Origin of the sequence: Nonomuraea thailandensis, from assembly GCF_024172165.1 — a bacterium.
Classification (GTDB): domain Bacteria; phylum Actinomycetota; class Actinomycetes; order Streptosporangiales; family Streptosporangiaceae; genus Nonomuraea; species Nonomuraea thailandensis.
This window is the reverse complement of the sequence record NZ_JAMZEB010000002.1, coordinates 5,485,816-5,506,370: the sequence shown is the minus strand read 5'-3', so window position 1 is coordinate 5,506,370 and position 20,555 is coordinate 5,485,816. Positions and strand designations below refer to the sequence as shown.

21 protein-coding genes are annotated in these 20,555 nt (G+C 73.6%); 13 read left to right on the top strand and 8 right to left on the bottom strand.

What is annotated here, in order from left to right:
- Nucleotides 1–78: 78 nt before the first annotated feature.
- From HD597_RS28865 to HD597_RS28855, 3 genes are read right to left on the bottom strand one after another with little or no spacing between them, the layout of a single operon-like run.
- Nucleotides 79–666: a DUF4142 domain-containing protein gene (locus HD597_RS28865; RefSeq protein ID WP_253745998.1), complete on the bottom strand. Its 588-nt coding sequence runs from the start codon at nucleotides 664–666 to the stop codon at nucleotides 79–81.
- Nucleotides 667–724: 58 nt separating this feature from the next.
- Entirely contained in the window at nucleotides 725–1,486 is a 762-nt protein-coding gene (locus HD597_RS28860) for an SDR family NAD(P)-dependent oxidoreductase (RefSeq protein WP_253745997.1), read from the bottom strand.
- Between the two features lie 40 nt (nucleotides 1,487–1,526).
- A complete protein-coding gene (locus HD597_RS28855; protein WP_253745996.1) occupies nucleotides 1,527–2,072 on the bottom strand; it encodes a GNAT family N-acetyltransferase in 546 nt (181 codons plus the stop codon).
- 104 nt (nucleotides 2,073–2,176) lie between these two features.
- Between HD597_RS28855 and HD597_RS28850 the strand changes: the two genes are divergently transcribed.
- Nucleotides 2,177–2,701 carry a type II toxin-antitoxin system prevent-host-death family antitoxin gene (locus HD597_RS28850; protein WP_253745995.1) on the top strand — a complete coding sequence of 175 codons (525 nt, stop codon included), beginning with the start codon at nucleotides 2,177–2,179 and terminating at the stop codon, nucleotides 2,699–2,701.
- 13 nt (nucleotides 2,702–2,714) lie between these two features.
- Here HD597_RS28850 and HD597_RS28845 read toward each other — a convergent pair whose 3' ends face one another.
- Nucleotides 2,715–2,906 (bottom strand): DUF1918 domain-containing protein, encoded by a 192-nt coding sequence (locus tag HD597_RS28845; protein ID WP_253745994.1) that lies wholly within the window; start codon nucleotides 2,904–2,906, stop codon nucleotides 2,715–2,717.
- 112 nt (nucleotides 2,907–3,018) lie between these two features.
- On the opposite strand from HD597_RS28845, the gene HD597_RS28840 reads away from it, so the two are divergent.
- Nucleotides 3,019–4,032, top strand: a complete 1,014-nt coding sequence (locus HD597_RS28840; RefSeq protein ID WP_253745993.1) for a zinc-dependent alcohol dehydrogenase — start codon at nucleotides 3,019–3,021, stop codon at nucleotides 4,030–4,032.
- Here HD597_RS28840 and HD597_RS28835 read toward each other — a convergent pair.
- Nucleotides 4,029–4,682, bottom strand: a complete 654-nt coding sequence (locus HD597_RS28835) for a TetR/AcrR family transcriptional regulator (protein ID WP_253745992.1) — start codon at nucleotides 4,680–4,682, stop codon at nucleotides 4,029–4,031. The genes HD597_RS28840 and HD597_RS28835 overlap by 4 nt on opposite strands.
- 59 nt (nucleotides 4,683–4,741) lie before the next feature.
- Here HD597_RS28835 and HD597_RS28830 point away from each other — a divergent pair, with 59 nt between their 5' ends.
- From HD597_RS28830 to HD597_RS28815, 4 genes are all read left to right on the top strand, one after another.
- Nucleotides 4,742–5,710 carry an NAD(P)-dependent alcohol dehydrogenase gene (locus HD597_RS28830; protein WP_253745991.1) on the top strand — a complete coding sequence of 323 codons (969 nt, stop codon included), beginning with the start codon at nucleotides 4,742–4,744 and terminating at the stop codon, nucleotides 5,708–5,710.
- Nucleotides 5,711–5,782: 72 nt separating this feature from the next.
- Nucleotides 5,783–6,289: a methyltransferase family protein gene (locus HD597_RS28825; protein WP_253745990.1), complete on the top strand. Its 507-nt coding sequence runs from the start codon at nucleotides 5,783–5,785 to the stop codon at nucleotides 6,287–6,289.
- Between the two features lie 115 nt (nucleotides 6,290–6,404).
- Nucleotides 6,405–10,403 carry a hypothetical protein gene (locus tag HD597_RS28820; protein WP_253745989.1) on the top strand — a complete coding sequence of 1,333 codons (3,999 nt, stop codon included), beginning with the start codon at nucleotides 6,405–6,407 and terminating at the stop codon, nucleotides 10,401–10,403.
- A gap of 90 nt (nucleotides 10,404–10,493) precedes the next feature.
- Complete coding sequence (locus HD597_RS28815; RefSeq protein ID WP_253745988.1) at nucleotides 10,494–10,949, top strand: pyridoxamine 5'-phosphate oxidase family protein; 456 nt, start codon at nucleotides 10,494–10,496, stop codon at nucleotides 10,947–10,949.
- Here the strand turns inward: HD597_RS28815 and HD597_RS28810 are convergent.
- Nucleotides 10,946–12,154, bottom strand: coding sequence for a methyltransferase domain-containing protein (locus HD597_RS28810; protein WP_253745987.1), 1,209 nt, complete (start codon nucleotides 12,152–12,154; stop codon nucleotides 10,946–10,948). The genes HD597_RS28815 and HD597_RS28810 overlap by 4 nt on opposite strands.
- A 139-nt stretch (nucleotides 12,155–12,293) precedes the next feature.
- Between HD597_RS28810 and HD597_RS28805 the strand changes: the two genes are divergently transcribed.
- On the top strand, nucleotides 12,294–12,581 hold the full coding sequence (locus HD597_RS28805; protein ID WP_253745986.1) for a HesB/IscA family protein: 288 nt from the start codon (nucleotides 12,294–12,296) through the stop codon (nucleotides 12,579–12,581).
- 69 nt (nucleotides 12,582–12,650) lie between these two features.
- On the opposite strand, the gene HD597_RS28800 is transcribed toward HD597_RS28805, so the two are convergent.
- Nucleotides 12,651–13,637 carry an acetylxylan esterase gene (locus HD597_RS28800; RefSeq protein WP_253745985.1) on the bottom strand — a complete coding sequence of 329 codons (987 nt, stop codon included), beginning with the start codon at nucleotides 13,635–13,637 and terminating at the stop codon, nucleotides 12,651–12,653.
- Between the two features lie 113 nt (nucleotides 13,638–13,750).
- On the opposite strand from HD597_RS28800, the gene HD597_RS28795 reads away from it, so the two are divergent.
- From HD597_RS28795 to HD597_RS28780, 4 genes are all read left to right on the top strand, one after another.
- Entirely contained in the window at nucleotides 13,751–14,026 is a 276-nt protein-coding gene (locus HD597_RS28795; protein WP_253745984.1) for a hypothetical protein, read from the top strand.
- Between the two features lie 33 nt (nucleotides 14,027–14,059).
- Nucleotides 14,060–15,478, top strand: a complete 1,419-nt coding sequence (locus tag HD597_RS28790) for an alpha/beta fold hydrolase (protein WP_253745983.1) — start codon at nucleotides 14,060–14,062, stop codon at nucleotides 15,476–15,478.
- Nucleotides 15,479–15,612: 134 nt separating this feature from the next.
- Nucleotides 15,613–16,155 carry a DUF4142 domain-containing protein gene (locus tag HD597_RS28785; protein ID WP_253745982.1) on the top strand — a complete coding sequence of 181 codons (543 nt, stop codon included), beginning with the start codon at nucleotides 15,613–15,615 and terminating at the stop codon, nucleotides 16,153–16,155.
- A 131-nt stretch (nucleotides 16,156–16,286) separates the two neighbouring features.
- On the top strand, nucleotides 16,287–17,210 hold the full coding sequence (locus HD597_RS28780) for a DUF2382 domain-containing protein (RefSeq protein ID WP_253745981.1): 924 nt from the start codon (nucleotides 16,287–16,289) through the stop codon (nucleotides 17,208–17,210).
- 119 nt (nucleotides 17,211–17,329) lie between these two features.
- Here the strand turns inward: HD597_RS28780 and HD597_RS28775 are convergent, their stop codons facing one another.
- The gene (locus tag HD597_RS28775; protein WP_253745980.1) at nucleotides 17,330–19,027 is read right to left on the bottom strand and encodes an exo-alpha-sialidase; all 1,698 of its coding nucleotides are present in this window, start codon (nucleotides 19,025–19,027) and stop codon (nucleotides 17,330–17,332) included.
- Nucleotides 19,028–19,269: 242 nt separating this feature from the next.
- Here HD597_RS28775 and HD597_RS28770 point away from each other — a divergent pair, with 242 nt between their 5' ends.
- A complete protein-coding gene (locus HD597_RS28770; protein WP_253745979.1) occupies nucleotides 19,270–20,175 on the top strand; it encodes a hypothetical protein in 906 nt (301 codons plus the stop codon).
- Between the two features lie 69 nt (nucleotides 20,176–20,244).
- Nucleotides 20,245–20,499, top strand: a complete 255-nt coding sequence (locus HD597_RS28765; protein ID WP_253745978.1) for a hypothetical protein — start codon at nucleotides 20,245–20,247, stop codon at nucleotides 20,497–20,499.
- Nucleotides 20,500–20,555 lie beyond the last annotated feature (56 nt).

Sequence of the window (20,555 nt, the reverse complement as noted above, 5' to 3'; positions counted from 1 at the left end):
GGAGGAGAACTCCCGAGGCGGCGCCGGGTCCGGGCACGGCTGCCGACCGGCCGGGCCGGTCGGATCAGGGAACGCGGGCTACATCTCCGCGCGAACCATGCGGAGATGGTGGCGGATCACCGGGGCGCTGTCGCGCGCCAGGTCCTTCACCCAGTTGGAGTGCCCGCGCCGCAGCTCCCGCTGCCCCAGCCAGAGCGCACGCTCGTGCGCGTCCTCCTGGAGCCGCAGCCAGGCGCGGTCGAAGCGGTGACCGGACCTGGAGAGCACCGCGCGAAGGTCCCGGCGCTGCTCGGCGGTGGGGGAACTCGGGATACGGACGTCGAGCCGGTCGGCGACCCCGCGCAGGCGCGCGTCCAGCCTGCGATGGTCGCGGATCAGCCGCCAGGCGATGCCGCGGACGTCCCGGTCACGGGACTTGCGCAGTGCGGCCTTGCCCGCCTCGATCTCGGCGAGGTGGCCACGGTGCGCCGCCCGCAGGTACGCGACGTCCTGGGGTGCGGCGTGCAACGCCGCGCTCCACGCGCCGGTGCCGGCGACGGTACGCCCGGTCGTCTGGGAGACGCCCTGGGGTGCCGCCTGGGCCTGGGCCTGGGCGGCGGTCGGGGTCATGGTCAGTGCCAGCACGGCCGCGAGGCCCGCGGGTGCTAACTTCCGTGCTGTTCTCATGGGTCCCTCCTTTCCTGGGACCCGTGCCCGCTGCCCTATTCGGTCGGAAGTATTCGCCTCAATTCGGCGGATCGAAACGGCCGTCCACGGCGGTCCAGCCGCCGTCCACGTACAACACGGAGCCGGTCACGAAGCTCGCCGCGTCTCCTGCCAGGTAGACCACGGCTCCGGCGAGCTCGTCCGCCGTGGCCCACCGGCCGAGCGCGCTCTTGGCGGCGTAGGCGGCGTACCAGCCGGGATCTTCCTTGATCTGTCTCGTCAGCGGCGTCTCCACCACGCCGGGCGCGATGGCGTTCACCCGCACCCCGTGCGGCCCGAACTCGGCGGCGGCCGTGCGCAGGAGCTGCACCAGCCCGGCCTTCGTGGCCGAGTACACGCTCTGCCCCGGCTCGGTGACCGAGGCCCTGATGGAGGCGAAGCCGATGATCGAGCCGCGGCCCCGCTCGACCATGCCCGCGCCGAACGCGCGCACCACGTCGAAGGAGGCCCGCAGGTTCAGCCCCACCACCCGGTCGAACTCCTCGCCCGAGTAGTCGAGCAGCCGCTTGCGCACGTTCGTGGCCGCGGTGAACACCAGCACGTCGGCCGGCTCTTCCCCGGCCAGCGCGCGCACCGCGCCGGCGTCCAGCACGTCGAGCAGCCGGGCGTCGCCGCCGCAGCCCGTGGCGGTCTCCCGGGCGGCGGGCAGGTCGCGGTCGGCGCACACGACCGAGGCGCCGTGCGCGGCCAGCGCCAGCGCCGCCTCCCTGCCGATCCCGCTTCCTGCGCCGATCACCACGGCCCGCCGCCCGTCCAGGCGGAACAGCGCGTCATATCCCATACGACGCACCCTAACCACTGGTCCGACCAGTGCACCAGGCTCAGCGCCTGCGGGCGGCCTCCCAATCGGCGCGCAGCAGCTCGTACTCGACCTCGCCGTGCTCGGAGCCCTCGATCGGCTCGGGCCAGTCCAGGCGGAAGGGGCGTACGAACCGGAGCCCGCACTTCTCCATCACCCGCCGCGAGCCGACGTTCACCGCCATCGTCTGGGCGAACACGCGCCGGGCGCCCAGCTCGGCGAACGCCTTGTCGATCAGCGCGAGGGAGCCCTCGGTGGCGTACCCCCGGCCCCAGGCCGCCTTGTGCAGCCGGTAGCCCAGCTCGGGCTCCTCCTCGGGCCCGCCCTCGGCCGGGCGCAGGTGGAACCAGCCGAGGAACTCGCCGGACCGCCGCTCCTGGGCGGCGAAGAAGCCGCCGCTCACGAACCTGGGCACGGTCCGCTCCAGGATCACCTCGCGCGGGGTCGGCTTGCCCCCGTTGAGGTACCGCATCACCTCGGGGTCGTTGTGCAGGTGGAACAGGTCGTCCGCGTCGGACTCGGCGAAGCGGCGCAGGATCAGCCGGTCGGTCTCCAGGTAGCTGTGCACCAGGAAACCCTATTCGGTGCCTCTGAGGCCGTTCGACCGGTTTTCGGCCGCCGAGAAGGCGGGACGGGTTGCCGAAGTTTTGTAAGGCGGCTTACGATTCTGGCATGATCAACACGGATCCGGCCGCCTACGAAGCGCTGCGTGACCGTTTCGGCGCGCCCGTCGGAGTGGAGGAGGCACGCGCCCAGTGGGGCTCCCTCATCCGGGCGGCCAGGAGCGGCACCACCACGCTGATCACCCGCGAGCGATACGAGTGGGCCGCGCTCATCCCGCTGTCGGAGGTGTACGGCCTGCTCAGCGGCCTGCCGGTGGTCTCGCTCTCGACGGCCCGCGGCAGGCTCGGCGACCTGGTGCGCCAGACCGCCGGCCCGTACGACGAGGGCCCCGTGCTGCTCACCCGCCACCGCACCCCGGTCGCCGCCCTGATCGCGGCCCCGCGCCTGCTGGAGCGGCCCGCCGCCCGGCGCGGCCCCGACGCGGACACGCTGCTGGCGCGGGGGCACACGATCACGCTGGCCAGGGGCCCGGTGGACGGGATCACCGCCATCGCCCGCGACGGGGACGGCAACGAGGTCGCGGCCGGATCAGGCCGGGACGCCGCCACGGCGCTGCGGTCGCTGGCGCACTGAGCCCGCCCGGGGCCTACTGCGGCCCGGCCGGCTCGACGAAGGAGTCGGGCCCGGGGTAGACGAGCTGCTCGTGGCCGTCGTCGTAACGCACGAGGTACGGGGGCGTGCCGCCAGGGCCCCGGACCTCGACGATCTCGGCCTTCCTGTCTCCCTGGCCGACCACGTGACCGTGGATGATCAGCAGGTCACCGACGTTCGCGTGCATGTGGATTCCTCTCCGGCCGGTTCTGGCAACCACGAGGTTCCCTCCCACCTTGCACCAGACGGGCCGCCGCGGGAAGCGCGGCGGGCACGGGGGAGAGGGTAACGTCGCGATCATGCGTGCCTTCGTCATCACGGGTCCTGGACGTGCGGAGGTCCAGGAGGTCGAGCCGCCCGTGCCCGGCCCCGGCGAGGTGGTCGTCGAGGTCGAGCGGGCCGGCGTGTGCGGGACGGACATGGAGTTCTACTCGGGCGCGATGACGTACCTGCGCACCGGCGAGGCCCGCTACCCCGTGCGCATCGGGCACGAGTGGGCCGGGGTGGTGCGCGAGGCCGGCGACGGGGTCGACCCGGCCTGGCTCGGCCGCCGCGTCACCGGCGACACCATGCTCGGCTGCGGGGGCTGCGCGCGCTGCCTCGGCGGCAGGCAGCACCTGTGCGCCGGCCGGTACGAGATCGGCATCCGCAACGGCTGGCCGGGCGCGCTCGCCGAGCGGCTTCCCGTGCCCGTCCGCGCCTTGCAGCCCCTGCCCGGCGCCGTCGATCCCGTGCTGGGCGCGCTGGTGGAGCCCGGCGGGAACGCGCTGCGGGCCGTGGACGCCGCCGCCCTCGGCCCGGGGGAGCGGCTGCTGGTGATCGGGCCGGGCACGATCGGCCTGCTGGCGGCGCTGACGGCGGCGGCGCGCGGCGTCGAGGTGCACCTGCTCGGCCTGCCCGGGCCCGCGCTGGACTTCGCCCGTTCCCTCGGCTTCACCCGCACCTGGACCGGCCGCCCCGAGCTGACGTTCGACGGGGTCATCGACGCCTCGAACGGGCGCGGCTCACCCGCGCTCGCCGTGGAGGCCGTCGAGCCGGGCCGCCGCGTCGTCCTCATCGGCCTGTCCGCCGAGCGCAGCGACATCGACACGCGCGGGCTCGTGCTCGGCGACATCACCGCCGTCGGGATACTCAGCGCCTCCGGCGGCCTGGCGGGCGCCGCCGAGCTGTACGCCTCGGGCCTGGTCGATCCGCGGCCGCTCGTCGCGGCGACGGTCCCGCTGGAGGAGGCGGCCCTGGTGCTGGCGGGGCGGAGGCGGCCGGAGTGGGGGAGTGCCCCCAAGATCCACGTCGATCCGCGCCCGCGCGGTTAGCGCGCGGCCGGGGCGTGCAGGTGGCCGAGGGTGAGGGGCGGCGCGGGCGGCAGCGGCTCGGTGTGCTCGGCGCGGAACGACTGCAGCAGGTACGCCACCAGCCGTCGTGAGGCCGCACCCGCGACCTCCGCCGTGCCGGTGGCGGCGCCGCAGTTGGCCTTGAGCAGCAGGGTCAGATCGGCCAGGTCGAAGTCGGCGCGCAGCCGCCCGGCGGCCTTGGCCCGCCGCACCACCTCGGCGAAGCCCTGCTCGGCCCGCGCCCGCGTCCGCTCGTAGTCGATCGCGTCAGGGAAGGCCGTCAGGAACGCGTCGGTGAACCCCCGGTCGGCGACCTGCATCGCGCACACCTTCTCGATCGCCGCGCAGAACCCCCGCCACGGATCCGGGTCGGCCAGCGCCTCGTCCACGACCGACGCGCACGCGGCCAGCTCGTCGCCGAACACCTCCGTGATCAGCGACTCGCGGGAGGGGAAGCGCCGGTAGAGCGTGGCCACGCCCACCCCGGCGCGCCGCGCGACGGCGGCCATCGGCACGTCCAGCCCCCGCGCGGCGAAGGCCTCGCGGGCGGCGTCCAGGATGCGCGCGCGGTTGTGCCGGGCGTCGGCGCGCATCGCCCCGGCGGGCTCGATCTGAGAGGGATGGGCAGGCATGTCTCTCACCTTAACGTAAGTGGACGGTGCCATCCGTTTGGCGCGCTAGCTTCGATCGCATGGAGAAGAACGAGATGCGCGCGGCCCTGTTCGACCGGTACGGCCCCCCGGAGGTCCTGTACGTGGGCACGGTGCCCAGGCCGGTCCCCGCGCCCGGCGAGGTGCTGGTCCGCGTGCACGCCGCCAGCGTCAACGGCGGCGAGCTGCACGGCCGGGCCGGGAGGGTGCGGCCGGTGACGGGGCTGGCGCAGTGGGGCTGGCCCAAGCGCATGGGCCTGGACTTCACCGGCGAGGTCGCCGCCCTCGGCCCGGGGACGGCGGGCCCGCGGGTCGGCGACCGGGTGTGGGGCGTGCTGGGCCGCACCTTCGGCAGCAACGCGGAGTACCTGACGGTCCGGCCCCGCCACCTGTCCCTGGCTCCGGCGGGGCTCGACCTGGTGGAGGCCGCCGCGCTGCCCGTGGGCACGACGGCGATCACGGCGCTGCGCGACAAGGCGCGGCTGCGGCCCGGCGAGCGGCTGCTGGTGCGGGGCGGCAGTGGCGGCGTGGGCGTCGTGGCGGTGCAGCTCGGCAGGGCGCTCGGCGCCCACGTCACCGCGCTCGCCGGCGCGCGCAACCTCGACCTGGTACGCGACCTCGGCGCCGACGAGGCCTACGACTACGCCACCACCTCCCCGGCGGACCTCGGGCCCTTCGACGTGGTGATGGACACCGCCGGCACCGATCTCGCCGCCTACCGCCGCCTCCTGACGCCGTCCGGCCGCATGGTGGCGATCGCCTTCGACATCGGCAGGGTCGCCGCGTCCCTGGCGTACATCGCCGGCTCCGCCGTGCACGGCGGGCGCCGCGTGCGCTTCTTCAGCGGCAACCCCGGCCACAGGCTGTTCGCCGATCTCGCCGGGTACGTCGGGAGCGGCGCCCTGCGCCCGGTCGTGGACACGGTGTTCCCCCTGGACGACGTCGCCGGGGCGCACCGGGCGCTGGAGGCGGGCGGGGTCCGGGGCAAGATCGTCATCCGGATCGCCTGAAGTGCCAACAGGCGTTGACATGGCCGCGTCCCGCTTCCTAAACTCATCACATAGTGAAATAGGAGCGATGCCATGCGCAGAACGCCCGCCGCCGCCGTCAGCGCCACCTTCTTCGCCGCCGGTCCAGGAGTCGTCGCCGTGCTCGTCCCGTACTGGATCGGCGGGTGGCGCTTCCACGCCCCCTTCCCTGATCCGGTCATGATCCCGCTCAGGGCGCTCGGCGCGCTCCTGGCACTCGCGGGGCTGGCCATGGTGGCCGGCGCCTTCGTCAGGTTCGTGGTCGAGGGGTTCGGCACGCCGATCCCGGTCGCGCCGCCCGACCGGCTGGTCGTCGGCGGGTTCTACCGCTACGTCCGCAACCCCATGTACGTCGCGATCTTCGCCGCCGTCATCGGCCAGGCCCTGCTCTTCGGGGATCCCCGGCTGCTGCTCTACGTCGCCGTCCTGGCGATCCCGGTCTGCTCCTTCGTGCACTGGTACGAGGAGCCGCACCTGCACAGGACGTTCGGTGCCGAGTACGACGCCTATCGCGCCCACGTGCCGGGGTGGTGGCCGCGGCTGCGCCCGTACCGGCCTTGACAGAAAATTGGGGTCCCACGTCGGATCCTGTTTGACGCCCAGTGAGGAAATATGGTCATCTCGTGACCTATGTTTCTGATGGGATGAAATAGACAGGTCCGGGGGAGAACGTTTCATGCCGCACGCCCTCATGCGCGTGCTCACTTCGACGGCCATCGCCTGCACGGTCCTCGCCGGCGTGCCGTCCGCGGCCGAGGCCCAGATCCAGCCCGTTCACCCGCGCGTCGAGGTGCGGCCCGTGCCGGCGGTGCAGGAGCCGCCGGCCGCCACCGTCACCGTGCCGCAGCGGGCCTCGCTGGCCCTGCGGCCCGCGGGGAACGAGCGGGTCGGGCCGGAGGCGCCCGAGGTCACCACGCCGGCGGGCCCGGAGCTGAGCAACGAGATCACCTCCGCGGCCACCGCCGTCCAGGAGGCGCAGGGCTTCGGCAGGCAGGCGCCCGACGTGCGGGACGTGCTGCCGGACACCTCGCGCGCCGAGCCGCTCAACCTGAGCAAGCCGCTCGCCGCGATCGCCAGGACGTTCGAAGGGCTCGGCAAGGCCGTGCCCGGGCTGACGTACCGGCTGTGCGTGCGGAGCGAGGCCGTGCCGGTCGCCTGCTCGATCCGGCAGCCGGTCGGCGTGCCGGTGGCGGCCGACGTGACCGGCGACGGCAAGCCCGACCTGGCCGCCGACCTGGTGCCCGTCGCCGACCCGGGCGAGGGCTCGGCCGGGATCTCGTTCGCGGTCAGGCGGCTGTCCGGGCAGAGCGTCAGGGCGCAGGTCTGGGCCGAGTACGACGACAAGGTCTCGGTCGGCTTCGACGGCCTGCGCCGCGGCTCGTCGCTGTCGGCCGCCGACCGGGGCACGTTCACCGTGGACCTGGCGGGAAAGCGGATCAAGGCCGTCGTCGACCGGAAGGAACCGGGGCCCAGCGCCGCCGTCGTGGCCGGGCTGACCGGGCGCAGCGCCGTGAGCCTGCGCCAGACGCCGGCCACCGGCGAGCTCACCGTCGACGCCGCGCTCGGCACCCCCACCCTGAACGTCACCGCCTCCGCGCCCGCCGTGGTCGAGGCGGTGGCCGTCACCGGCCGCCGGTTCACCCGGGCCGTGCTCGACCGCATGCCCACCAGCGCCGAGGTGCGGCTGTCGGGAGGCGAGGTGCGCTTCTCCAGCCCGTCCTCCGTCGCCCGCGCCCAGGTGCACGACCTGTCCTACCGCGACGGCGGCCTGTCGAGGGTGACCGAGGTCGAGCTCCGGCGCCTGCCGCCGTCCTTCACCGCCAGGTACGGCACCGCGAACGGCAAGCAGACCCTCTCCGTCGCCACCGGCTCGGGCCGGGCGGGCGCGGCGAGCCTGCGCTACTTCGACCGGGCCGAGGCCAGGACCGTGCTGAAGGCCGAGCTCAGCGCGCTGCCCGCCAGGGTCCGCCTGGTCCACGACCTGTCCGCGCACCGCGTCACGCACACGACCAGCTCGCCCATCGGCAGGTTCGCCGTCGTGCTGCAACGCGGCGAGGGAGCCGTCTCCACCCCGCGCGGCGGCCACGTCACCATGATCAGGGACGGCGCCGCCGTGGGGGTCTCCGGGCTGCTGACGGGGCTGTCCGGGTTCGACGTCACGTACGGGGCCGCGCCGCACGTCCACCTGGCCACCGCCGCGAGCGGGCGCTCGTTCGTGGGCGCCGCCAGCATCGACCGCACCCACGTCGCCCGCATGGAGATCTCCAACACGCCCGCCACCGTGGACGTCACGCTCGACCCCGCCGCCAGGAAGGCCGTCTACCAGGCCAGCGGCGTGATCGAGAAGCTGCGGGCCGCCTACACCGACCTCAGGTCCGGCCCGACCATCGACGGCACCGTGCTCGGCGTGCACGACGACGTGAAGGCGTCGTGGGAGCTGGGCGAGCGCTCGACGGTCAAGGTCACGACGTCCTCGACGGTGGAGGAGGTGCGGATTTATGCCAATAAAGCGCACGTCACCCGGGCGACCGGCGAGGACCTGCGCGCCACCGTCGAGGGCGTGCGCGAGCGGGCCGAGCTCGTCGCCGACACCGGGGCCAGGACCCTGAGCTGGGTCTCCGACGGGCCGGTCGAGCGGGTCTCCGCGCTGGCCAGGGCCAGGCTCGGCGACCGGTACGCCAGGGCCGCCGCCGAGGTCACCGGCGTGCCCGCCCGCTTCGACGCCTCATGGAACGCGGCCTCCTACCGCTTCCGCGGACTGTCGGGCCCCGTGCGGACGGCCGCGCTGGCCTTCACCAACCACGACGGCGCCAAGGCCCCCGCGGGGCCGCACCTGGCGGCCCACTACGACCAGGCCACCGGCGACCTGGACGCCAGCGTGCTGGTCAACAGGCTCTCGCACGTCGAGTTCACCCCCGCCGCGCAGGGCTTCACCGCCGACTTCCGCTCGGCCACGCAGACCCTCGCCGTGGACGCCGACGTCCGGCAGGGCGACACCCGTTTCGGGATCGCCGGCACCGTCGGGCCCGTGCCGGGCCGGCTGGCCGTCACCTCGGCCGGCGGCAAGCTCACCTACTCCGGCTCCCGCCTGGACGTGCGCGCCCGCGCCTGGCTCGGCGCCGCCGCCGCGCTGGACCGCATGCGGGCCGCGCCCGCGATCCCCGGAGGCGTGTCGCTGGTGGACGGCGGCTGCGCGGCCGGCTCGCCCGGCTGCGCGCCCGGCCCCTTCTGCGTGCCGCAGCGCGGCTGCTTCGGCCTGCAGGGGTACCTCGACGTGACGGGCCTGCCCGACCAGGTGACGGTGGACCTGACCGGAAAGACGTTCGCGTTCTCCGGGTTCCGCCCGAAGCGCCGCAGCCTCGGCGTGTACCTGGCCAGCAGCGTCCTGTCGCCCGTGCCGATCAGGGCCAGGGCCACCCTGACCGGCCTGCCCTCCCGGATCACCAGCATGTCGGTCGGGCCGTTCGGGGTGGGGCAGGGGAACGCGGTGCAGGCCTCGTACCGGATCGAACCGGCCGCCACGCTGGGCGCGCTCGACGTGCGGGCCGAGGCGGGCGGGCTGCGCGGGCACGTCGCGATCGACCCGGTGCCCGCCGCGGTGACCGTCCAGGGCACGTATGGGGCCAGGACCCGCATCCGCGTGAACAACTCCGCGGCCGTCAAGCACCTCACCGCCAAGGTCACGCTGCCGGGCAAGGGCACCGGCGAGCTGCGCTTCTCCGACGTGCCCGCCGTCTTCGGCGTGGACGCCGACGCCTCGGCCGCCGGGCTGAGCGTGCCGGCCGTCACGTACAGGGCGGAGGGCGGCGCCAGCACGCTCGACGGGCACCTCGGCGTGGAGGGCGGCCTGGTGGACCCGTCGGGGCGGCTCGGGGACGTGTCGCTGACGGTCAGGGACCTGGCCGCCGACACCACCATCCGGCTGAACCCCGACCAGTCGCTCGACCTGGTCTCCCGGCCGGTCCCCACGGGCCGCATCGCGCTGCGCGCCGGGCTCAGGGTGGACCCCGTGGCCGCCCAGCGGCTGGCGGTGAGCAAGGAGGTGCCGTACACGAACGGCTTCCTCACCTACCACGTCGGCGGGCGGTTCGGGCTCGGGCGGAGCTCGATCGAGCGGCTCTCCCTGTCCGTCGCCCGCATGTCGTGGCTGCGGATCAGGCCCGGCAGGGCGCCGTTCGGCATGAAGGCGCCCCCGGCGCTCGGCTACGTCGCGCCGGGCTTCGAGGGCGACTACGGCACCGTGAAGGTCGCCGCCAAGGGCGTGAACCTGCGGCCCGACGTCGCGCTCGACGTCAGGCTGAGCAGGGAGATCGGAGAGGACGTCTTCCGCGAGTCGGTCAGGATCGGCCCGGCCACCTCGCTCGCCCTGCGCCGCTACGACCAGCGCATGCGCCGGATCGGGGCCGCCCAGGAGATCAGAGCGGCCGGCATCGGCCTGGCCTGCGTCACGGTGGACGCCAAGCCCGGCTTCGCCGCCGGCGCCGAGCGCGGCACCATCACGCTGCGCGGCGCCGACGGGCCGCAGATGCTCTCCCTGCTGGATCCCGGCGGGCAGGTGCCCGACTACGCAGTGGACCTGCTGACCCACTTCATGAGCCCGTTCGCCGGAGCGGAGTGGAAGGTGGCCGGCGCCAAGGCGGGCTCCTGCCGGTCATCGCGCCCCGACGAGCGTTAGATCCGTGCTCCGTGTCACATTCGTCCCCTGATCATCCTCAATAATGACGAGGGCGATCAGAGCCCTGTGACCGTTCGAAAGTGAGGCCCGATGTCCCAGCCCACCCCGCGCACCGCCGAGCAGCGCAAGCGGGACACCCTGCACCGCCTGGAGCACGACGTGGACGCCTGGGTGGCCACCGCGGGGGCGGACGGGGTGCCGTACATGGTGCCGCTGTCGTTCCTGTGGGACGGCGCCGCGCTGGTCATCTCCACGGCCAGCGCCAGCCCCACCGCCCGCAACCTGCTGGCCGGCGGCCGGACGCGGGTGGCGATCGGGCTGGTGCGCGACGTCGTGCTCATCGAGGGCACGGCCACGGCGACGCCCGCGACCGAGGTCTCCGACGAGCTCGGTGACGCGTTCGCGGAGAAGGCGGGCTTCGACCCGCGCAAGGAGGCCGGCGCCTACCACTACTTCCACATCGCGCCGCGGCGGCTGCAGGCCTGGCGGGAGGCGAACGAGCTGGCCGGGCGCGACCTCATCCGCGACGGGGCCTGGACCGTCTAACCGAAGCCCACCACCAGGGTGGTGTGCCGCTTCTCGATGACCACCGCGCCGGGCCCGCGCCCGGCGGCCGGCGCCGTGTCGCAGGCGCCCGGGTCACCCGCCGTGCCGCCCGTCGCCCGGCGCGAGGCCGGGTCGGCCGGGTAGGCCTCGATGCGCAGGGCGCTCGCCTCGGGGCGGCCGGCCGCGTCCCAGGCCCGGACGTGCGCGGCCAGCTCCGCCGCCAGCCCGGCCCCGCCCGCGCCGTGGCCGCGCGCGACCAGCGAGCCATCGGCGGCGAGCACCGCGACGCCGTCGGGCCGCACGATGCCGGGCCCCCCGCCGGGCCCGCCGCCGAGGTCGCCGTTCACGACGCACCAGTGCGGCTCGTGCAGCGCCAGCCACAGCGCCACCCCCGTGGCGACCGTCAACGGCGGCGCCGGCTCCTCGCGCCGCACCGTGATCTCGGTGGGCGCCGCCTCCAGCGCCGACCGCACGTCGCCGACCTCGCGCGGCTCGGGCAGCAGCAGCATCAGGCCGGGATCCCGGCGCACCACCACGATCGTCTCGGTCCCCGTCAGCGACCCGCGCATCCGCATGAACCCGCACGGCGCCACCGACCGGCTCACCCACCGCTCGCCGTCGCGCTCCATGGCCGCCGACACCTGCACGCCCCGCAGGTCGAGCGGCACCACCAGCCGCCCGCCCGGCCCGAGCTGCGCCAGCCAGGCGGGCGCGAGGTCCCACACGCCGACGGTGGCGATCAGCCGGTCGTACGGGGCCCGCTCCGGATGCCCGCCGGCCCCGTCGCGGCACACCACCTCGACCCCCGCCACCCCGGCCGCGTCCAGATGCCGCCTGGCCTCCTCCGCGGTGTCCTCGTCGAGGTCCAGGGCCACCACGTGACCGCCGGGCCCCACCAGGTAGGCCAGGAGCGCAGCGTTGTAACCGGTGCCCGCGCCGATCTCCAGCACCCGGTGCCCCGGCTCCACGCCGAGCTGGCCGAGCATGGTCGCCATGATGGCCGGCTGCGAGGACGAGCTGATCGGCAGCCCCCCGGCGTCGAGCTTGGTCACGATCGGCTCGTCGCGGTAGGCGGCCTCCGGCTCGACGCCGGGCACGAACAGGTGGCGCGGCACCGCCAGCATGGCCCGGGCCACGGGCTCGCCGACCTCCTGGGCCGTCCTGAGCCGCGCCACCAGGGCCTGCCTCTGCGCCGCGAAGTCCATGCGCCCATTGTTCCCGCGTGCGCGGGCCGGAGGCAGGCGGCCGGGAATTCTGGGTAAAGAAAACACCAAGGAGGGTTGAGGCCGAAAGAGGGGGGAAGGGCAGCCAACTCCTGAACGTCGACCGTGAGGAGGAGCCGTAGTGCTCACCCTGACAGCCAACGCAGCCCAGGCCATTCGTGACCTGACCTCGAATGCGCCCGAGCCGACCCAGAGCGGGATTCGCATCTCGTCTCAGGGGGAGGGCGCCAGCGCGCTCACCCTCACCCTGGCCACCGCCCCCGAACCGGCGGACGCCGTGGTGGAGGCCGAAGGGGCGCGGGTCTACCTCGACCCGGTGGCTGCGACTGTGCTGGACGACAAGTCCCTGGACGCCGGAGCCGATGACCAGGGAAGCGTGTCGTTCCTGGTCACCGAGCAGACCGCTTGACGCGCACCGCCGCGCCGGAGCGGATGGGCACTCCGGCGCGGCGGCCCCGCCCTCGTCCGGCCCTGCGGCCTATCCCTCGTTCTCGCTCAGCAGCTTGTGCAGGTAACGCACCTGCTCCTCCGACTGGTAGCCGCCGCCGCCCTCGTGGTTGTTCCAGGGCCAGACGGTGATCTCCTTCGGCCCCTGCCAGTGGTTGTAGGCGGCGAACACCGTGGACGGCGGGCAGACGTCGTCCATCAGCGCCACCGAGTAGAGCGCGGGCGCCGTGGCACGGGCCGCGAAGTTCATCCCGTCGAAGTACGCCAGCGTGCGGAACACCTGCTCGGCCGCGTCCCGGCGGGTGGCCAGGAACCTGACCAGCTCCTGGTACGGATCCCGCCCGGTGATCTCCACGGCCCGCCGGAAGTGCGACAGGAACGGCACGTCGATCAGCGCCGCCCGCACGCCCGGGTGCAGCGCCGCCGTGGCCTGGGCGATGGCGCCGCCCTGGCTGCCGCCCGAGACCACCACGCGCCCGGCGTCCACGGCCGGATGCGCGGCCGCCGCGTCCACCGCCCGGACGGCGTCGGTGAACACGCGCCGGTAGTAGTAGTCGGCGGGGTCGAGGATGCCCCGGGTCATCATGCCGGGCGCCTGCGGCCCCGAGCTGCCGTGCGGGTCGCCGGTGGTGCCGGGGCTGCCGACGTTCGCACCGCCGTGGCCGCGCGTCTCCATCACGAACACCGCGTACCCCGCGGCGGGCCACAGCAGGTGGTCCTTGGGGAACCCGCGCCCGCCGCTGTAGCCGATGTAGTGCACCACGCACGGCACCGGCCCGTCGGCACCGCGCGGCAGCAGGAACCAGCCGTTGATCCGGTGCCCGCCCCACCCGGCGAACGACACGTCGAACACGTCCACGCCCGTCAGCGGCAGGTCGTAGGGGACGTACTCGGCCGCGAGGTCGAACTCCCCGGCCTCGGCCAGGGTGGCGGCCCAGAACGCGTCGAAGTCGGCGGGCTCGTCACGGTCGGGGCGGTACGCGCGGAGTTGATCGAGCGGCAGGTCGAACAGTGGCACAGTGGTACTCCAGCCTGTAGAAAGGATGCTGATATTTCACCTCATGTCCATGGAAAGCGCTATCCCGGCCCCGGCTTAAGCTTGAAGCGTGAAATCTGGGTAGACGTTGACGCGTGAGCATGCATGTCATCGAGGTTCCCCATTCGCACCTGTATCCCGGTCTGATCCTCGACGCCCCCGCCGGCACCCATGACTTCCTCGTGCTGTTCGGCGACGACTCCGAGTCGCGGGCGCAACTGCTGCGCGACGACAGGGGGCGGCCGGTGCTCAGGATGGGCGGCTACATGACGGCCAGGGGCACGGTCATCGACGAGCGCGTGTGGACCGTGCGCGAGTCCGTGCAGCGGGGCGACCGCATCCGGTTGCGCCTGGGTCGGTCACTTCCCTGACCCGGGCGGGGAGTGTGCACTAACGTCCCTTTCGTGGCTTCCAACGCCGAACGCAGGACCGAACACAGGGCCGACGGCGGGGCCGGGCATCCGGCCGTGCGGCCCCCTGCCGGGCGCAAAACCGGGCACGGGGCCGGGCACGGGACAGGGCACGGGGCCGGGCACGGGACAGGGCACGGGACAGGGCACGGGACAGGGCACGGGACAGGGCGGAGGCTTGGACGCCGACTCCGGCGGCTGGCCGGGCGGGTGGTGGCGGGCGGGCTGGTGGTGGCGCTGTCGCCGGTCGCGGGGCTGGCCGCGCTGGCCGGGATGGCCCTGGTGGGCGCCGGTCCGAACGTGTTCGCCGTGGTGGGGCTGGCGGTGTTCGCGTCGGTGCTCTTCCTCGGGCTGCTCCTGTGCGTGCCCAGGCCACAGGTGGCGTGGGGGCGCTGGTCACGGGCGGCTGTGGTGCTGGGGGTGGAGGCGCTGGTGGTCTGGCAGGTCTCCGTGGCCACGCTCAGCCCTCTCGCGGAGCCGCCCGCCCCTGCCGAGGTGAAGGGGCAGCGCGAGTGGCGGTTGTCCACGGGGTCGCGGCTGGCGTACGTGCGGATCGCGCCCGAGCGGGTCACCCGGGCCCAGCCGGTCGTCTTCCTGCACGGCGGCCCGGGGGTGGGGGACCTGGAGGGGGACGCGGCGTTCTACGGGCGGCTCGCGTCCGCGGGCTTCCAGGTGTACGTGTACGACCAGCTCGGGGCCGGGCGTTCGGACCGGCTGGACGATCCCCGGGGCTACGGCCTGGCGCGGGACGTGGCGGACCTGGAGGCGATCCGGCGGACCGTACGCGCCGAGCGCCTCAACCTCGTGGCCCGCGACCACGGGGCGCAGCTCGCCGCCGCGTACCTGGCGGCGCACCCCGACCGGGTGGCCAGAGCGGTCCTGTACTCGCCGGCCGGCCTCACCTCCGCACGCGCCTCGTCCCGCCTGGCCGCCTCGGCCGTGCCCCTGGGTCCCGCCGCGCTGCCGCACCCCCGCACGCTGGCGGTCTCGGCGCTGCTGCGCGTGGACCCGGCCACCGCCCGCACGTTCGCCGGCGACCGCGAACTCGACGCGCACCTCGCGCTGCTCCTCCGCCGCCAGGCCGCACCGGCGTGCCCCGCCTCCCCGCCCGCTCCCGGCCTCGGGGGGTACGTCGCCCTGGCGGGGCGCGCCACGCCCGCCTCGCTCAGGAACGACCTGGTGCGGATCGCCGTGCCCGTGCTGATCGTCAAGGGCGCCTGCGACGCCGAGCCCTGGTCGGAGGCCACCGCCTACCGCCGCGCGCTCCCGAACACCCGCCTCGCCTACGTCGGCGACGGCGCCCCTCCCGGCCGCACCGACGCCTACCTCGAGGTGCTGCGCACGTTCCTCACGGGCCGCGAGCCGAACGCCTACGCGGCCGACGAGCCACCGCCCGGCTACCGCGGCCCGTGAAACCGCTCCCGGCGGCCCGGCAGGGGCTGGCGGCCGGTGGTCTGACGCGCCTGAGCAGGGCGAATGCCGGGCCATCGACTCCATGATGGTTACGCTCTGTATCGGAGACGTATCACCTTGTCCTAGGAATCCTCATGCGCACGAGTCTGACCCTGCCGCTGGCCGCCGCGACGCTGGCCCTCCTCACCGGCTGCTCCACCGACGTGGCGCCGAACACCGCGGCGGTGCCCGCGCGGACCGACACCGAGCCGTCCGAACAGGACAGGACCTGGATGCGGACCATCCACCAGGGCAACCTGTCCGAGGTGCAGGCGGGCCGGCTGGCGATGGGCAAGGGCACCACCAAACAGGTCAAGGCCGTCGGCAAGATGCTCGTCCAGGACCACACCAAGCTGGGCTCCAAGGTCACCCAGGCGGCCACGCAACTGGGCATCCAGTTGCCCACCTCCCCGAGCAAGGCGCAGCGGGCCGAGGTGGTGCGGCTGCGCAACTCCTCGGGGCAGGACTTCGACGAGGACTTCCTGTCCGGCATGATCAAGGCGCACAAGGAGGCGCTGGCGGCCACCAGGACGGAGGTCTCCAAGGGCTCGAACCAGACGGTGAAGGCGCTGGCCGGCTCGGCTCAGCAGTCCCTGCAACAACACTTGGACGCCCTGGAGAAGGCTCAGGAGAGCTGAGCCTCAAGCAGATCCGGGACCGTTTCGTGAAATAGAGCGAAACGTGCCCCACCCTTGTGTGGATATGTGGCGATTTAGGGTATTTGTCCCTTTTGAACCAGGACGGACACATCGGGGGGATCGTTGTGGCTATGCAAACAGAGATCCGCAACCTACTCGAATGCCACGTGGTGGGGTCGGACGGACAGTCGATCGGAAAGGTGGGCCAGATCTACCTCAACGATCACTCGGGCGAGCCGGAGTGGGTGACCGTACGCACGGGGTTCTTCGGGATGAAGCAGACCTTCGTCCCGCTGGCCAACGCCCGCCGCTCGGGAGACGAGATCCGGGTCCCCTTCGACAAAGAGATGATCAAGGGCGCGCCGAACATCGACGTGGACGACCGCCTGTCTCTGAGCGAGGAGGCCGACCTCTACCGCTACTACGGCATGCAGCCGACCGACATCCCGCGCCAGCGCACCGGCGAGGCCCGCACACGGGGCCCGGTAACGGGGGAGCGCGAGCGCAACGGCCTGACCGGCACCGGCACCGGCGCTGGCATGGCCGGTGACCGTACGGGGATGGCCGGCGAGCGGGCCGGGCTGACCGGCGAACGCGCCGGCATGGCCGGCGCGATGCCCGGCGGCGTGACCGAGGATCGCGACATCGAGATGACGCGGTCGGAGGAGCAGCTGCACATCGGCAAGGAGAGCAGGGAGGCAGGCCGCGTACGCCTGCACAAGTACGTCGAGACCGAGGACGTCCAGCAGACGATCCCGCTCTCGCACGAAGAGGTCGTGATCGAGCGCGAGCCCATCCGCGAGGGCCAGATCGCCGGGGCGCACGAGATCCAGGCCGAGGACCGCGAGATGATCCTGCACGAGGAGCGCGCCGTCGTCGGCAAGGAGACCAAGCCGGTCGAGCGCATCCACGTGCGCAAGCAGGACGTCCAGCACGAGGAGACCGTCGAGGGCAAGGTCCGCAAGGAGCGGGTGGAGATCGACGAGGAAGGCGTGACCAGGGACGAGAAGGACATGCCCTTCGGCCGTCGCGGCGACATGCCGCCGGGGCGGTAAGGGCTCGAAGGAGCCGCGCGGGGGTACCGGGAGCGGGCCCCCGCGGGCGTTTCGAATTCCCCGGCCTGACAACGTCCCCGAACTGGCAGAAAACTTTCTCGTTCAGGGTCGCGGGGCATTCATGAAAAGAGCTCGACCTCGTTCAGCACGGCGCACTTGTGGCCTATTTCCGGATCGCACCCCGCCGCGGGCTCGACGACGATCCTGACGTGCCGGGCGGTGCGGCCGATCTCGTCGTAGCGCAGCGCGTGATCGACCCTGTCCTTGATCGTCACGACCGGCTCGCCCCAGGAGCGGCCGTTGCCCGACACGTACACGCGCGCGCTCGCCGGCTGCCCGGGGCGCAGGCTCAGGCCGATCCTGGCCAGCGGGTACGGCCGGTCGAGGTGCAGCTCGTAGCGGCCCCTGCCCCGGGCGACGGCGCTGGACCAGTAGCCCGTGCTGCCGTCCAGCGCGCCGCCGGGGCGCGTCCTCGGCCGCCGGGGGCTCGTCCAGCGCATGTCGGTGGAGACGCGCAGGTCGCCGCGCCGGCGCAGCGCGGCCAGGTCCAGCCGGACGCCGGGGGTGGCGACGTCGAACAGCAGGCGCTTGACCGCGTACCGGCCGCCGTACTCGAAGCGCCCGTGGGCCGGGCACGCCGTCTCGTCGAGCAGCCCGTCCGGCCGCACCCCGGCCAGCTTGCAGTTGTCGAACACCTGGATGAAGCGGTGCGGGCCGACGGCGGCCAGCCCCGTGTAGCCGGAGGAGCCGCGCACGTCCACGATGCCGTCGCGGTTGTGGTAGGTCACCCGCGGCTCCAGCCACTCGTGCCCGAGCCCGTCGGGCGAGACCGTGAGCCAGTTGTCCGGCCGCCCCGCGCTCAGCACGAGCGCGCCGCCGGGCATCAGCAGCAGCCGGGGCGCCACCCCGCGCACCACGCAGTCGTAGCCGGACAGGCGCAGCTCCCGCACCGGCTCCCAGGTGTGCCCGCCGTCGCCGGAGCGGCTCTGGTGCAGCGTGGAGTACCTGCCGCCGTCGCGGCGCAGCACCGCCACCAGGCTGCCGTCCACCGCCTGCTCGACCGCCGCCTCGTTGTAGGCGAACCCGGGCTCGGGCACGGCGATCACCCCGCGCCGCTCGAACGTGCGCCCGCCGTCGTGGCTGGCGTACACCTCCGACCGGTACGCCCCGGTGTCGCTGTAGCGGGCGTAGACCGTGATGAGGATCGTCCCGTCGGCGAGCTGGATCGGCGTCCCGTGCGCGGCCCCGCCGTGCAGCAGGTCGCCGGGCGTGGTCAGGACGGCCTCCGAGCGCAGCCAGCTCTCGCCGTCCTCCAGCGTGGACGAGGTGAGCACGCCCAGGCGGGCCGTGTGCGGGCCTGTCCTGGCCGGGTAGTACTCCGTGGCGAAGAACCGGCCGTCGTGCAGCTCGATCGGCGACTCCCGCAGCGGCGTCTGGCTGGGCGGGCCGAAGGTGCGCCCGCCGTCCAGCGAGACGGCGGCGTCGTTGGTGAGGGTGACGACCTTGTCCACGTTCGTGGTGTAGGTGGCGATCACCTTCGTCTCGGGACGGCCGCGGGGGCCGGTCACGTCGAGGGCCGACACGTTCGGGAACCCGGCGAAGTCGAGCCGCTCCGCGCCCTCCGGCTCCGGTTCGGCCGGCGGCGGATTCGGATGAATCCAGTCTAGGAAGGAAGCAGTGGCGACGAGGTAAGGGCCGGACTGAATGGGGCGATCAGGTAGCACGCAGTAATCGCCTCCGGCCTGCGCCGGATCGTGGTACGCGGGCAGCCCGGCGGCCACCGACAGGGCCGCGACCATGGCACGGATCACCGGCACGGGCCCGCTCCTCGCCTGTCGTCCACGATCTGCCGCACCGTTCGGACTCTAGATCATCCACGCCCCGTAACCGCGTATTCACCTGCGGGAAGTCGCGGGTCGACGTTGCGGCCTCCACGGGCCGCCAGCGATCCATACCGGTTGCGTTAAGTGGGAGTTGACAGAAAACCCCCGCATAACGACGATCGGGACGGCACTATTAAGTGTCAATTTACGTAGGTCGGGTCGGGAGGTGGCCCCAGATGAGCATCGAGCCGAGGGCGAGAGTCGCCCCGGAACGCGTGCTGCCAGGCCCGGCGCCCATGGCGCCGGAGACAGTCGCTCAGCAACGCGTCGTACGGCGGATCTGTGCCAGGGTCGCGCCCGAGGGCATGGACGTCGGGGTCGCGGAGCTGCCCCCCGGCGGGCTGCAGGTATGGATCGACACGCCCGCGCCCGTGGGCGAGCAGGAGTCATGGGTGCTGCACCACCGCATGGCCCGCGAGGTGGCACTGGTCGGCTGGCACTGCGAGGCCGACGCCGACCGCCTGCTGGTGCTCGGCTGGAGCGCCGCGTGCCTGCACAACCGGATCCGCCTGCTGCAGAGCGGGCTGCGCCGGCTCACGGACTTCGGGCCGACCGCGCAGCGCGCCGTCCAGCTCGACGGCCGCGCCCCGGACGACGAGCCCGCCGCCCAGGTGGTGAGCGGCGTGTGCGCCTCGATCGAGCGGCGGCTGCGCTGGCCGGAGCGGCTGGCCGAGCTCGACGGGTTCGAGCGCAGCTCGGCCCTGCCGCACCTGCAACTGCTCCTCGCCCAGGTCATCGGCCTGGAAGCGAAGATCGCGGGCGCCTGCCAGGAGCACCTCGTGATGGCACGGGTGCTGGCGCGGGCGGTCTGCGAGCACTACGCGCGGCACTCGGACCTGGCCCGCGCGCAGCGTGAGGTGCTGGCCGAGTCGCGCCGCTGGGTGCACGCCAGCTCCATGATCACAGGCTCGGCCGGCGCCCGGCCGGGCTCCACCGGTGCCGGCCGTCCCCACATGGGGCTGGCGGAGCGCCGCATCGCCGCGAGCGTCATCAACCACGGTGTGCCACGAGCCGCCCCTGCGGCCGTCGCTCCACGGGCCGGTTACCCCGGCTTCGAGGAGACCGAGGAGGGTGCGCGCTGACCACCAGCCGCTCAACGGCGAGCGGTCGCCAGGAAAACCCCGTTCCAGCCCGGTAGGAGAGCTCCCGTCATGCGAACCCCCCCGCACCTGCCCGCCCGCTCCCGTCACGAGCGCGCCGACCACGTCCGGCGCCACCCGTACAGCCTGCACGAGGTGCCCGCGCAGAGCGCGCCCCGCGGCACGCTCGACTTCCCCGGCACCGCCCCGCTCCCCGAGGCGCCGCCGGAGGAGAACGTCCACGTCGAGCAGCGCCTGCTCGGCATCAGGGAGCTGTCCAACCAGGCCATCGGGTCGATCGACGACCTGCTCCAGCACACCGTCTGACGTGTGCCCCCACAGCGGCTCCGACGCAGGGAGCCGGAAGAGCGAATCTCACCCCT